Origin of the sequence: Streptomyces sp. Wb2n-11 (assembly GCF_001049855.1) — a bacterium.
GTDB lineage: Bacteria > Actinomycetota > Actinomycetes > Streptomycetales > Streptomycetaceae > Streptomyces > Streptomyces altiplanensis.
In genome coordinates, this window is the sequence record NZ_CVPB01000001.1 from 101,046 (window position 1) to 115,242 (window position 14,197).

At 72.8% G+C, this 14,197-nt stretch carries 7 protein-coding genes; 3 read left to right on the forward strand and 4 right to left on the reverse strand.

Going from position 1 to position 14,197, the window contains the following annotated elements:
- Positions 1 to 43: 43 nt before the first annotated feature.
- Positions 44 to 1,450: a WS/DGAT domain-containing protein gene (locus BN1555_RS00145; RefSeq protein WP_176709895.1), complete on the forward strand. Its 1,407-nt coding sequence runs from the start codon at positions 44 to 46 to the stop codon at positions 1,448 to 1,450.
- 359 nt (positions 1,451 to 1,809) lie between these two features.
- Here BN1555_RS00145 and BN1555_RS00150 read toward each other — a convergent pair whose 3' ends face one another.
- Together BN1555_RS00150 and BN1555_RS00155 are read right to left on the reverse strand one after the other, a co-directional pair.
- The gene (locus BN1555_RS00150) at positions 1,810 to 2,607 is read right to left on the reverse strand and encodes a hypothetical protein (protein WP_093796821.1); all 798 of its coding nucleotides are present in this window, start codon (positions 2,605 to 2,607) and stop codon (positions 1,810 to 1,812) included.
- On the reverse strand, positions 2,604 to 3,209 hold the full coding sequence (locus BN1555_RS00155) for an ABC transporter ATP-binding protein (RefSeq protein WP_176709896.1): 606 nt from the start codon (positions 3,207 to 3,209) through the stop codon (positions 2,604 to 2,606). Before BN1555_RS00155 ends, BN1555_RS00150 begins: the two co-directional genes overlap by 4 nt.
- 280 nt (positions 3,210 to 3,489) lie before the next feature.
- Here BN1555_RS00155 and BN1555_RS00160 point away from each other — a divergent pair, with 280 nt between their 5' ends.
- Both BN1555_RS00160 and BN1555_RS00165 read left to right on the forward strand, forming a co-directional pair.
- Complete coding sequence (locus BN1555_RS00160) at positions 3,490 to 3,717, forward strand: phosphopantetheine-binding protein (RefSeq protein ID WP_093796823.1); 228 nt, start codon at positions 3,490 to 3,492, stop codon at positions 3,715 to 3,717.
- An 81-nt stretch (positions 3,718 to 3,798) separates the two neighbouring features.
- On the forward strand, positions 3,799 to 5,028 hold the full coding sequence (locus BN1555_RS00165; RefSeq protein WP_093796825.1) for a beta-ketoacyl-[acyl-carrier-protein] synthase family protein: 1,230 nt from the start codon (positions 3,799 to 3,801) through the stop codon (positions 5,026 to 5,028).
- Between the two features lie 30 nt (positions 5,029 to 5,058).
- Here the strand turns inward: BN1555_RS00165 and BN1555_RS00170 are convergent, their stop codons facing one another.
- Both BN1555_RS00170 and BN1555_RS00175 read right to left on the reverse strand, forming a co-directional pair.
- Positions 5,059 to 7,335 (reverse strand): TIGR03617 family F420-dependent LLM class oxidoreductase, encoded by a 2,277-nt coding sequence (locus BN1555_RS00170; protein ID WP_093796827.1) that lies wholly within the window; start codon positions 7,333 to 7,335, stop codon positions 5,059 to 5,061.
- The gene (locus tag BN1555_RS00175; protein WP_176709897.1) at positions 7,332 to 14,066 is read right to left on the reverse strand and encodes a type I polyketide synthase; all 6,735 of its coding nucleotides are present in this window, start codon (positions 14,064 to 14,066) and stop codon (positions 7,332 to 7,334) included. The genes BN1555_RS00170 and BN1555_RS00175 overlap by 4 nt, the downstream gene beginning before the upstream one ends.
- Between the last annotated feature and the right edge of the window lie 131 nt (positions 14,067 to 14,197).

Consider the following 14,197-nt stretch of genomic DNA (forward strand, 5'->3'; position numbering starts at 1 on the left):
ACCGCGACGGAAGGGCCCACACCACAGCCGGGGAAACGAGAAGATGGAACAGAGCACCCGTATGCCGCTCGCGGACTCCATGATGGTTTCCTCGCAGGAGCGGCATGCCGCGCCCGCTACCCTGGCGGCGCTGTTGGGGCTGTCCGGCCCACCGTTGCACCTGCGCGAACTGACGGAACGGGTGGAACGGGCCTGGGGCGTGGTGCCCCGGCTGTGGCTGCGACCGCACACCGACTACCGGGGGCGGCCGCTCCGACCGTACCGCTGGCTGGCCCCGGCCACGCCCCTTCCGCCCGCACCGGTCGCGCAGGAGCGGCTGGACCCCGGTGACCGTCTGGAGCACGTCGTCTCCCGGTTGATGAACCGGTGCTTCCCCCTCGTACCAGGAGGACTGCTGTGGGACGTACATCTCCTACACGACACCGCGGCGCGGCGGCAGACCGTGGTACTCAGCGTCCACCACGCGTTGCTCGACGGTCAGTCCCTGGGGGTGCTGATGCGGCTGCTGTGCCAGGGCCCCGGAGCCCTGACCCCTGCCACGGCCCATGGTGTCACCGTGCCGTTCACCCATCGGTACCCGTCGGGCGGCGTTCGGGCGACAGCGAGCGTCCTGACCAACGTGGCCCTCCCCGCGCCACGGCATGACTGTGTCCGCGCGGCCGGAAACCAGCCGGCCGTCGACTGGAGCACGGTGCCCCGGCAGCTGGTGGCCACGGCCCGAAGGGCTCTGCCGGACATGCCGGTGACGGTCAACGACGTGGTGCTCGCGGCGTTCGCCGGGGCGTTGCGGGCAGAGCCCGGTACACTCGGCGACCGGCCCGTGCCGACGGGCGTCCACAGTGCCGTCCCGGTCAGCATGCGACAGGCCATGGCCGCCGAGCACCACCTGGGGAACCTCGCGGCCGCGGTACGGGTGCGCCTGCCGCTGGAAGTGGACGACCCCGTACGGCGGCTGCACCATGTGCACCGGGTCATGACCGACCACAAACGGCGGCGCACGGCGATGGGCGCGGCCCGGATCATGGCCGTCCTGGCCCGGCCGGAACCGGTGGTGGTGGATCTCCTGGGCGAACTGACGCTGGCCAACCCGTGGATGAGGGCCGTCTCGTGCTCCAACGTCCGGTTGTGCGACACGCCCCTGCGGTTGGAGGGCCGCCCGGTGGAGGAGTTCCTCACGTTCTCCTGCCTGCCGCCCCGCATGAGCGTGCTGACCATGTTCACCACCTACGAGGACACCCACACCCTGGCGTTGACCGCGCGCCATGCTCTCGGCCCAGGACTGCCGCGGCTGGCGTCCGCCTTCCTCCGGGAGGTGGAGACCCTCGCCGACCGGGCGGTCTCCCCGGGCCACCGTCCTCCGCCGGCGGTCGTCCGCTCGTCGTTCGCCGCCTGCCTACGGGCTGGAGTGGACGCCGTGGGCCGGGGGTACCGTGCTCGTGGGCACCGGTGAGAGCGGTCACGTCCACCGGCCCCGGGAGGCCGACCGCGGCAGACGTATGAGGAGCCTCTCCGGTGTCACGCGCCGGCGCACTCCTCGGCAGACGCCTCGGCGAGGTCCCCGGCATGCCCCGCACAGACTGTCAGCCCCCGCGAGCTCCGCGGTCGCACCGGCAACGGCCAAGAGTCGATGTGTACGGTTCCTCGCCCGTCGGAGCCTACGGTCGGTGAGCGTCCTGTCGACGGCCGGAATGAACAGCGCCTTCCCGGCCCGGCCAACGCGTACGGCTTCACGGGTCCTCCGTGCCGGGACCCGCGTCCGGCCGGCGCCAGCCGGGAGGGCGCGCTGGCGGCGGATCCGTCGGACGCGGTTCACGAGGGGGGCTGGCTACCGGTTCGCGCGGGGCCACGCAGGGCCGACCGGGTCCGCCGGTGGAAGATGAGCAGGCCTACGAGGGCGCTGCCGGTGAACCAGGCCAGTTGCGCGACCAGGGGTCCGAGCGGCGGCGGGGCGGCGGAGAAACCGGCGGCCGCGCCGATCTGCATGGCACCGTACGAGGGCAGCCGGCTCACGATGCCGCTGTCCGCCCCATTGGTGAGCAGGGGATTCTGCAGGGCCACGTCGACGACGCTGATCATCACGATGGCGAACATGCCTTCCACCTCCCGGCGCAGCAAGGTGCCGAGTACGACGCCCAGCGTGCCGTAGGTCATCGCGGCACCGAAGAACGACACGGCCAGCAGGAGGGGGTGGTGGGGCGACCAGTAACAGCAGATGACGGCGGTGGCGTAGGCGGCGACCACCAGACTGCTCACCAGCAGACAGGCGACCCTCGCCAGTCCCAGCGGAACCCTGGGGTATCCGGCCATGACCAGGCGCTGATCGAACGCCGTGCCGCTGAAGGCGGTCGCGAACATCATGAAGCCGATGATCAGCGTAACCGCGTTCAGTCCGCCGGTGATCTGGGTGAGCCGGTTGCCGTCGGCGACCAGGACCTCGCCGGTGGCGTCCAGCCGGAAGCGGACCGGCGCGTCCGAGACGGCCAGACCGACCAGGGCCACCGCGGCGGGCACGAAGAGGGCCACCAGCAGCATGGCGAGCCGGTTGCGCGCCTGCTCGACGAGCACGAAACGGGTGGCCAGCGCGAGCAGCCGCGGGGAACCCTTCATCCGGCGCCCTCCTCCCTGCCGTGCAGCACACCGTCCCGCAGCCGCCACACCTGGTCGAGCCGGTCCGTGTCGTACGCCAGGTGCGAGACGACCAGGACGGACCGGCCGGCGGCCCGGAACCGTACGGCCAGGTCCCAGAAACGCAGGTATGTCTCCCAGTCGAAGCCCTGGTAGGGCTCGTCCAGCAGCAGGACCTGCGGATCGTGCATCACCGCCAGGGTCAGGTTCAGTTTCTGCCGGGTGCCGCCGCTGAGTACACCGGCGCGTTCGTCGGCGTACTCGGCGAAGCCCAGGACCTCGACGACCTCCTCGGCCCTCCGCAGGTCCGGGATCCCGTAGGCCGCCGCGAAGAACCGCAGATGCTGCCGCACGGTGAACGCGTCGTTGAGGACCACCCGCTGCGGGCAGTATCCGAACCGGCCACCGTGCCTGACCACGCCCCGGCTTGGTCGCATCTGACCGGAGAGGATCTTCAGCAGTGTCGTCTTGCCCGCGCCGTTCTCCCCCACGATCCCCACCAGCGCCCCCGCGGGCAGCTTCACGTCGATGCCGCGCAGCACGGCCCGCCCGCCGTAGGAGTGGTGGACGCCTTCCGCCTCCAACAGCTCTCCTCTTCCCTGGTGTTCACGGTCGCACCGGTTACCCATCTCCAACGAACCGGCGTCTTCGGGGAAACGGCGCACCGGGGGAAGCAGAGGCTCTCCGCGGGCCGTCGGCCGTTCGCGCGTCGTCGGAGCGCGCGCCCGGACACGCTGACGAGCGAGCAGACACACAGAGACAAAGTTACCCGAACGGGTGAATTTCGAATGGATCACCCATGTGGCGTAACTCTTTCGATGGTGGGGCGTTGCTCCGTACGTGGAGCCGCGATCCGAGGAATCTATGTACCAGATGCTGGCCGAGCTGCTCACCGACGAGTTCGGCGTAGAAGCCGAGTGGGTCACTCCCCGGGCGACCTTCCACGAGTTGGAGCTCGACTCGCTCTGCCTGACGGAGCTGGCGGTGATCGTCGCCCAGCGCACCGGTCTGGTAATCCAGGGCATCAGCCCCCAGTCCACGCTGGCGGAGGCCATCGGCCATCTGGCCGGCATCGCCTCCGCCCCGCCGTGAGCGCAGGGGCCCCGGCCACCCGGTCCGGTGGCCAGCCCCCCTGCGTTCACCGGCCGCTCCCCCCGGACGAAGGACTCCACAGTGCCGCGAATCCGTGAAGCCGCCGTCACCGGCCTGGGGATGCTGACCCCGGCCGGCACCCGGCCCGAGGACACCTGGGCCGCCCTGTGCCGGGGTCGGGGACTGGCCCGTCACCTGCCCCATCTCGCCGGGCTCCCCGTCGAGTTCGGTTGTGCCGTGCCCGCCCTCGACGCCCACGCGGAACTCGGCCGGCCCCTCGCCCGGCGCTTGGACCGCTTCACCCACCTCGCCATCGCGGCGGCCCGGCGCGCGGTCGGTGACGCCGGTCTCGCACCCGGCTCCTGGAACCCCGACCGGGTCGCGGTCGTCCTGGGGGTGGGGAGCAACAGCCTGACCACCTACGACCGGGAGTTCGGCCTCCTGGCCCAGGACCGCCCGACGTTCGTCTCCCCCATGGCCCTGCCCCGCAGTCTGCCCAACATGGTGGCCGCGGAAGTGGCCATCGACCTGGGAGTCCGGGGACCGGTGTTCAGCGTCTCCAGCGCCTGCGCGTCCGGTGCCACGGCCCTGGGCATCGCGCGCGATCTGGTGACCTCCGGCACCTGCGACATCGCCCTGGCCGGGGGCAGCGAGTCGGCCCTGTCGCGCATGGCCGCCACCTGCTTCGCCCAGATGCAGGCGCTCTCCCGTCGCGCCGGTGATCCCGCCGGTGCCTGCCGGCCCTTCGACACCCGACGCGACGGCCTGGTACTCGCCGAGGCCGCGGCCGTCCTGGTGCTGGAACGTCCCGACCACGCCGCCCGCCGCAGTGCCCCCGTCCGTGCCCTCTTCCGCGGTTTCGGATCCACCGCAGACGCCCATCACCCCGTCGCTCCCCACCCGGAAGGGTCCGGTGCCCGGCGTGCCGTGCTCGCCGCTCTCACCGACGCCGTCCTCACGCCCTCGGACATCGACCACGTCAACGCACACGGCACCGCCACTCCGGCCGGTGACGCGGCCGAGGCACAGGCGCTGCTCCAGGTGTTCGACGGCGACCCGCCGCCCGTCACCGCCTCCAAAAGCGTGCTCGGCCACAGCATGGGGGCCGCCGCGGCCGTGGAGGCAGCGGTCACCGTCCTCACGCTGGAGCACCAGCTCATCCCCCCGACCGCCAACCTCATCGGCCAGGACCCCGGCCGGGAGCTCGACGTCGTCCACACCGTTCCCCGCCCCCATCCCATGGCCACCGGCCTGTCCTCCTCCTTCGGCTTCGGCGGGCACAACGTCGTGTTGGTCTTCACCACCCCCTGACCCGGCGCGCACGCTCTTCCGGAGGACAGGTCACCCCACGGCCGGATCGGTTACGCCGAGCCCCAGGGCCGCAGGGTTCCACTGCTCGGCCCCCGGTCCGTGCGGGGCGGCCAGCAGTAGTTCGTCGGCGAGTCCGCCATACCGCCCACGCAGAAGCGCCCCGGTCCGTACGTGCGCATCCGGGACCGCGGCGAAGATGCCCAGAGTCTCGTCATCGATCAGGTCCGCGGCCCGGCGCCGGCGATCGGGGTCGTCCGTGAGCAACAGCCGTGACACCTCGTCGGCCAGACCGCCTCGCTGGTACAGCTCGAAGACGGGACGGTAGGCGCGGGTGCCGCAGAAGAGCGTGAGGAGCAGGCGGACGCGAGTATGTTCGTTCGCCCGTTCCTCGCACGTGCGGCCGGTCGCCACCAGGGGCGGACAGATCACGGTGACGTCCTGCCGGGTGCGCCCGGAGCGGTCGAGTCCCCGGTCGAGGGCGGGCAGCAGGACGTCCGAGAAGAGCAGGGGGGGAGCGTAGGGCGGGGCGATGAGCCCGTCCGCCAGTTCTCCGGCCAGTTCGGCCGTCCGCGGGCCCGTGGCGGCGAGGAGGACCCGCGGCGGGCCGTGGGGGGAAGGAGGCGGGGTGAAGAACGGGCTGGTCAGCACATGGGTGTAGTACTGCCCGCGGAAGTCCATGGGCGCACCGGTGTTCCAGCTGTGCCAGATGGCGCGCAGGGCCTGGAGGAACTCCCGCAGGCGGGCCACGCGGTGGCCGCCCGGCATGCTGTAGCGGTGGGTGAGGTTAGCTCCGACCTGTGATCCGATTCCCAGGGTGAGGCGCCCCCCGCTGTGCGTTTGCAGGTCGTGCGCCGCGTGGGCGAGGGTCATCGGGCTGCGCGCGAGGGCGACGACGGCTGCCGTGCCGAGGGGCAAGGTGGTGTGCGGAGCGGCCCGGGTGAGGGCGAGCAACGGGTCATGACGTTGCTCGGCCGCCCAGAAGCCACCGTATCCGGCGGCCTCGCACGCCACGGCGGCTCCCGCGAAGTCGGGGGCGTGGCCGTCGTGGACGAAGGTGATCGGTGCGGCGAGACCGCTGATGCGCACGGGTGGCGTCCGGTCGGGGACGGACGGCCCGGGAGGAGGCCCCGGCTGCGGCTCCCGGACGTGCCGTGGCCGGCTGTCGACGGCGGGCGTCGCCCTCCTCACCGGGAGGGCGAGGTGGGAGACGAGCCCGTCGAAGAAGTCCTCGGTCCAGGGAGCGGGCTTCACGTCTCGTACGGCGAGCGCCGCCCAGGTCGCGTCGGTGCCCAGTCGCGGCATCCGCTGGGTGGGACAGCTGGGCAGGACGGGACGGCTGATGTGCCGCAGGGCGGCCATCGGCCGTACGTCGGGGTTGCCGACGTGCTCTTCCAACTCCCGCCACCATCGGTCGGGCGGCATCTCGCTCAGCCGGTGTCCGGCCCGCCGCAGTGCGGCGGTGAGTTCGGAGAGGCACAGGGGGGCGGGGGACACGAGGTGGTAGGAACGCCCTGTTTCCGCCGGGTGGTGCAGTAGAGCGGCGATGCACCGCGCCACGATGTCCACCCGTTCACCGGGCACGTACAGGCCGCCGCCGGGGGCCGCGCCCAGCGCGGCGACGGCGCGCAGGAGGGGGATCAGGGGGTCGGTCGGCGGTGTGCGGCCGCTGACGGAGTGGCCGGTGATGACGCCCGGTCGATGGATGACGACGGGGAGGCCGTGCACGGCCTCCGCGCGGCGCAGCAGCATTTCAGCGTCGGCCTTGCTGCGCGGGTAGCCGTGGGGCCCGCAGGTGGTGTGCGAGACCGGTGTGTTCTCGTCGGCCTCCTCCATGCCCGCTGCGCGGGCGGCGAGGAAGACGGCCAGGGTGGAGACGTGGTGGACGACCGGGGGGTGACCGGTCAGGACCGTCCGGCGGTGTGCCAGGGAGACCAAGTGGGCGACGGCGTCGAGGTTCGCCGGGACCAGGTCGTGGTAGTCGGCGGCGAGGTTGACCTCCGCGGCGCAGTGGACGATGGCGTCGACGCTCTGCGCGAGGCTGTCGTACGCGCCGTGACTCAGGCCAAGGCCGGGAGCGGCCAGGTCACCGGGTACGGCGACGAGCCGGTGCGCGGTGTGCCGTGGCGGCTCGTCGAGGCCGGCGAGGCGCCGGTCCAGCCGGTCCTGGGCGGATGCGGTGTCCTGTGCCCTGATGAGGCAGTGGACTGTGGTGGCGCCGTCCTGGAGGAGCGCCGCGCACACATGGCCGCCGAGGCTGCCGGTGGCTCCGGTGAGGAGCACCGACCGGGGCGGGTGGGGAACGGTCACGTCGCCCCGCCGGGGGTGCCGGAGGCGAGTTCCGTGGCGAGAGCGCGTAGACCTGTGGCTTTGAGGAGGTGGGGCACCGTGATCTCACGGTGGTGCTCGCGCCGCAGGCGGGTGGTGAGTTCGGCGGCCAGAAGGGAGTCGATGCCCAGCCGGTTGAGGGGCTGTGTCGGGTCCACTTCATCAACGGGCATGTCCAGAACACGGGCGACCTGTGCGACCAGCCAGCGTTCCAGGTCCGACGCGGTGGGCGACGGCTCGGCCGAGTGCCGCGGCGGGGACGGTGGCGCGTCCTCGCGCCGCTTCGCCGGACCGTCCACGGGAAGGGACGGCTCCGGTACACGTGGAAGGGCGGAGGTGGACGGGTCCGGGTGCCGCGGGTCCGCTGTGCGCGCCGGTTCCGTGTCAGTGGCCGTATCAGCGGTGGCGGCGGCTACCCCGTCGGCAGCCATGACCGTGTCGGTGGAGCCGGAGGAACGGGCGGCTGAAGGGGGCGGGGAGCCGGCGCCGAGGTGGGTACGGCCGGTCCGGCCGGACGAGGGAAGCGTAGCCGCGCCGTCGAGGAGCTCTTCCAGGATCGGGTCGGTGGTGTCCTGCGGCGCGGAGGCCACGTAGGCGTGCCAGTCGGCGGGTACGCAGCACAGGTCGCCGTCCGCGGCGAGCACGGCGGTGAACAGCTCTGGTGCCTGCGCCGGCTCGATGGGCAGGAGGCCGGCCGGCAGTACCGACCGGCCGTCGCGTTCGCCGAGCCGGTGGGCCATGCCGGTCCCGGCCCAATACCCCCAGTTCACGACCGTCGCGGGAGCGCCTGCCGCGCGCCGGTGGGTGCCGAGCGCGTCGAGAAAGGCGTTGGCGGCGGCGTAGGAACCGAGCTGGCTGCTCAGACGCAGGCCGCTGAGGGGTGAGACGGCTGAAGAGAACAGGACGAAGAAGTCCAGGCCGTCGCCCGGGAAGAGGCGGTGGAGCGTCCAGCCGCCCGCCACCTTCGGACGCAGCGTACGGTCGATCTCCTCCTCGGTCGTGTCCCGCAGCGGGGTGGGGTCGAGGGCCAGAGCGCTGTGCACCACTCCGGCCACCCCCGGCAGCCCTCGGTGGGCGCGCTCGCGCAGCAGCGCGCTCATCGCCGACTCGTCGGCGACGTCGACGGCCGCGTACTGCACCTGGAGGTCCGGACGGTTGCCGAGGCGGGCCAGCAGTCGCGCGCGGGGGTCGGCTGGCGCCATGGTGGACAGATCGGTGCGGCCGGTGATGAGCAGGTGCCGGGCGCCGTTGTCCGCCAGCCATTCGGCGAACAGCCCCCCGATGCCGCTGAGGCCGCCGACGACAAGGTAGGTGGCGTCGGGGCGCAGCGGTGTGCGCGGCCTGCTGGGCGGGGGGAAGTGGAGGGCCAGCTTGCCGATGTGCTCGGCCTGAGCCATCAGGCGCATGGCCTGTGCCGCCCGCTCTGCTTCGAAGACCCTGACGCGGGGTGGACGCAGTTCGCCGCGGGAGAGCAGGCCGGTGACCTCCCGCAGGGTGGTTTCCAGAGTGACGGGGTCGTGCGCGTGCAGGGCGGCCAGATTCATGGCGTGGTACGAGCGGCCCGGCGCGAAGAGGCGGACGGGGAGGGACTGTCCGTCGTGCAACTCGTTGCAGGCGGTCTCCACGTAGTGGCCGAAGGGTGCGAGGAGTTCGAAGTTCGCCTGCCGGGCCTCCGCGCCCCTCAGGGTGTTCAGGATGACGTCGACGCCCGTGCCGTCGGGGTCGAGCAGCCGGCGGGCGAAGTCCGGGGAGCGGGAGTCGGCGACCTTCTCGGCGCCCATCCGCAGCAGCAGGTCGCGCTTGGCCTCGGTGCCCGCCGTGGCGTAGACCCTGGCTCCGCGCCAGCGGGCCACCTCCATGGCGGCCATTCCCATGCCGCCGCTCGCGGAGTGGATGAGGACCTTCTGGCCGGGCTGGAGGCGGGCCATGTCGATCAGTCCGCGATAGGCCGACACGTAGGCGACGGGGAAGGAGGCCGCCTCGGCCGGTGTGAGCCGGTGGGGACGCGGAACGGCGCAGGCGGCCGGTGTGATGGTGTAGGAGGCGGGGGCCGAGAAGGTGAAGGCGCACACCTGGTCACCGACGGCGAAGTCGGTGACGCCCTCCCCCACGGCCACCACGGTGCCGGCGCACTCGCAGCTCAGGAGGGTCTCCTCCTCCCCGGCCAGCATGCCTAGGGCGCGGAGGACGTCGTGGTAGTTCAGGGCGGTGTGGGTGACCTCGATGGCGATCCGGCCCGGTCCCGGTGGGGGGTTGCCCTTCGCGGGGGTGAGGCTGATGCCTCCGATACCGCCGGTGGTGGTGAGGACGGCTCCGAGCGACTGCGGTGCCGGGCCTGGCGGGGAGGGGACCAGCCGCGGTACGTGGGCGGTTCCGCCGCGCAGGGCGATGCGGTCCTCGGAGCCCGCCGTGTACAGGTGGGCAGCCAGCTGTCCGGCCTCGTCACGCGGCTCCCGGGAGTCGGATCCACGGGCGTCGAGGTCGACGAGGACGGACGGGCACCGCGGTGTCTCGAGCCTCAGGACTCGCACGAGCGGCCACAGGGCCGCCTGCCAGGGGGCAGGCACCTCGTCGTCGTCCAGGGCCGCCTGGGCACCGCGGGTGATCACGAACAGCGTCGGCGGCGGGGAGGACGGCAGCCCGGCCAGGGCGTGGGACACCGGCAGGAGACCGGCGCACAGGTCCGTCGTCACCCACTGCACCTCGCGCGGTGAGGCGTCCGGTCCGGTGGCTCCGGCCAGGGCTCCCAGATGGACGACGCCGGTCAGGGGTGTCTCGCGGGTGGCCTCCTTCAGTACGAGCGCCAGGTCGTCGGCCGACGTGAGGTCTGCCTGGTAGCGGCCGGGACCGTGGGCCCGGTAGCCGTTCCCGGGTCGCACGGTGTGGACGGTGCCACCGTTCTCGGTCAGTACGGCGTCCAGGGCGCGGTCCAGTGGAGAACCGCCGCTCAGCAGGAGCCAGTTGCCGCCCCGGCCGGATCGTGCGGGCGGCGGCAGCTGACGCCAGCGCACTCGGAGGATCCGGTCGGTCCGGCGAGAGGCCGGCCGCGGGATCGGGGCGGGCGTCAGGCTTCTGCCCCGTACACCCGTGATCTCGGAGACGACGGTGCCGTGCCGGTCCGCCACCACGAGGTCGACGCGAATGCCGTCCTCCGGGCCCGGCTCCCGCAGGGAGGCGTGTACCCACAGCTCTTCCTCGTCCGGCCGGCGGTACAGGCTCAGGCGGTCCACCGCCGTCAGTACGAATCCGCGCCCGGCGGGGTCGGCGGGGCCGGCCACGGCGAGGGCCGCCTGCAGGCATCCGTCGAGGGTGCCGGGGTGGATCCGGTGTCCGTCACGCGCCACGGGCCGCAGGCGCACCAGCGCCTCCTCCGTCCCGTGGTGGATCTCGGCCACACAACGGAACGGTCCCCGCCAGTCGTTGCCCCCGGCGGCACGATCCCGGTAGAAGTGTTCGCCGGCCTGCCAGTCGGCGCAGCGTCCGCGCACGTCGTCCAGGGCGACGGGCGGGGGTGGCTGTGTGGTGTCACCGGTGAGGCGCAGGGTCGCGTGGTGCTGCCGGGTGGCGGTCCCACTCCGGCGGCTGGTGAGACTCAGGCGTCGGGCGTCCTCGGCGCTCGCGCGGACGCCCACCCTCAGGTCCCACGGTTCGTCGTCGTCGAGCAGCAGCAGTTCGTCGAAGGTGACGTCCCGCACCTCGCTTCCCAGCCCGGCCTCCGCGGCGGCGGCGAGGGCCAGTTCGAGGTAGAAGGTGCCGGGGACCACTGGCCGTTCGGCGACGCGGTGGCCCAGCAGATAGGCGTGCCGGTCCCTGTCGAGCGCGCCCTCCCAGGAGGGAGTCCCCGTCCCGTCCTCCGCCGCGGGGGTGAGGACGGGATGCGGGGACTCCGCGCGGTCCTCCGCCGCGGGAGTGAGGACGGGATGCGGGGACTCCGCGCGGTCCTCCGCCGCGGGAGTGAGGACGGGATGCGGGGACTCCGAAGGGCGCGGAACGGGAGTGCCGGACACCGGGATCGCCTCCGAGGATGTGGATCGAACAGGGGGCCAGGGGAAAGCGCGTGCCTGTTGCCAGTACGAGAAGCGCTGCCACGGGTAGCCCGGCAGGGGCACATGAGTGGCGGGCCTGCCGAGGACCTTTGGCCAGTCGGGATCGCAGCCGGCCGTGTACAGGGCGCCCAGCGAACGCCGGAGGGTGGCCGGCTCGTCGTAGTCGCGGCGCAGGCTCTCCAGCGCCAGGGCGCCCTCGCGGCTCAGGGCCGTGGTGAGCACGGGGTGCGGGGAGACCTGGAGGAACACCGTGCGTCGCTCGTCGGTCAGCTGGGTGCGCACGGCGGTGTCCAACAGCACCGGTTCGCGCAGGTTGCGCCACCAGTAGTCGCCGTCCAACGCGGTGCCCGGCAGTTCCACCCCGGTGACGGTGGAGACGAACGGCACGCTCGTCCCGCGCGGGCGCAGACCGGCGAGCCGCCGCGTCAGGGGGCGGCGTACCGGATCGACACTGGGGCTGTGCGCGGCGTAGGCGACCGGTACGCGTATGCAGGAGACGCCCCGTCGCTCGCAGCCCTCCTCGATGCGGTCGACCGCCTCCGGCGTACCCGCGAGCACGGTGGAGGTGGGGCTCTCCTCCACCGCGATCCCGGCCACCACGCCCAGTTCCTCCACGAGGGTCGCCGCCTGTCCGGGCGGCACCTCCACCCAGCACAGAGCGCCGGGTCCGGCGAGTTCGTCGATGAGTGCGGCGCGCAGACAGCTGATGCGTCCGGCTTCCTCCAGGGTGAGGGCACCCGCCACCTGGGCAGCGGCGATCTCGCCCTGGCTGTGTCCCAGGACGGCATCGGGTTCGATGCCCCACGAGCGCCACAGAGCGGCCAGGGACACGCCCATGGCCCACAGCGCGGGCTGGATGGTGGAGGTCCGCCGCAGTCGGCTGTCGTCCCCGCTCCCGAGGAGCTCGCACAACGACCAGCCACCGTGCTCGCGGATGACGGCGTCGCAGCGTTGCAGCGTGTCGGTGAAGACCGGTTCCCGTCCCAGCAGCCGCCGTCCCATGCCAGCCCACTGGGAGCCCTGGCCGGGGAACACGAACACCACGCGCGGCGCGGACCACACCGCGCCGTCCGACGCCGACACGCCCCGCCGCTCCTCCCCCGCCAGGTGGGCGCGCAAGGCTCCGGCCAAGGCGCCGGGAGTGTCGGCGGATGCCGCGAGCCGGTGCTCGTGGTGGTCGCGTCCCGTAGCGGCGGACGCGCATACAGCGGCCGGGGTAGGAGCAGAGGGCGACTCCAGCAGGTTCGCGTAGCGTTCGGCGAGTTCCCTCAAGGCGGTGGAGGAACGGGCGGACAGGGGCAGCAGCAGGGGACCCGTCCCGGGTCGCTCCTCCGGTGCGGGCGGCCGGTCGGCGGGTGCGGCCGACAGGACCAGGTGCGCTCCGACGCCCGAAGCTCCGAAGGAGGTCACGCCCGCCACGAGAGGGCGCCCGTCGTCCGACAGCGCGGTGGGCCGCCGGGCGAGGCTCAGCGGTGCGGTATCCCAGTCGACGGCCGGGGTGGGGGTGCGCAGCCGCGCGTCTCCGGGGACGAGGCGGTGTTCCAGGCACAGTACGGTCCTGATGATCCCGGCCACCCCGGCGGCCGCCTCGGTGTGGCCGATGCTCGTCTTGACGGACCCCACCACACAGCGCTCGCGGTCACCACCCCGCGGGCCGAGCACCCGGGCCAGGGCCTTCAGTTCCACCGGGTCACCCGCGGCGGTGCCGGGGCCGTGCGCCTCGACGAACCGCGTGTCACGAGGGTCGACGCCCGCGGACTCGTAGGCCAGGCGCAGGATCTCCTCCTGGCCGCGCACGGTCGGCGCGATCATCCCCTGTCCGGTGAAACCGCCGCTGCCCACGGCCCCGCCGAGGATCACCGCTCGTACCCGGTCGCCGTCGGCCAGCGCCCGCGTGAGGGGCTTGAGCAGCAACATGCCGACCGCCTCGGACTGGACGTACCCGTCGGCGGAGGCGTCACCGAACTTGCACCGGCCGTCCGGCCCCAGCGCCCCGGCCCGCGCCAGCGACACCGAGGCGTAGGGGGCAAGCAGTACGTGGCAACCGCCCGCCAGGGCGTAGTCGCACTCGCCCAGCCGCAGGGACTGGCAGGCGGCGTGCACCGACACCAGTGACGACGAGCAGGCGGTGTCGATCGTCATGGCGGGGCCCCGTAGGTTCAGCGCGTACGCGATCCGGCCGTGGAGAGCGCTGTGGGTGCCGCCCTGGAGGGCGAACAGGTCGAGTTCGTCCAGGTCCCCGATCTGCCGCAGCCAGTAGTCGTTGCCGAAGGCACCGAGGAACACGCCCGTGCGGGCCCGGCTCAGCTCCCGGACCGGTACCGATGCGTCCTCGGCGGCCTCGACGGACGTCTCCAGCAGGAGTCTCTGCTGGGGGTCCATGCGCCGGGCCTCGCGGGGGGAGATGCCGAAGAACCCCGCGTCGAAGAGGTCGAGCCCGGGGAGGAACCCACCACGGACCGTCGGCAGCCTCCCCGGGGCGCCCGGCTCGGCGGCGTACAGCTCGCGCAGCCAAGCCCGTTCGGGAGGGGCTTCGGTGATGCCGTCCCGGCCGGACGTCAACAGGCCCCACAGTTCACGGACTCCCCCTGCTCCCGGGAAGCGGCCACTCATCCCGAGGACGGCGACCGCCCGGTCCGGGGCGGTCGAATTCCCTTGCTCCTCCATGAACCGAACCCCTTTTGCCTTCCGGTGATGAACGTGGCCCGGACCGTCCTTCCGGTTCGCCCGCTCCACGACGTTCGGTCGGTGCGGAGAACCCGAGGAACGGCCTCGCATCTTCCGCCGCCGTACACACA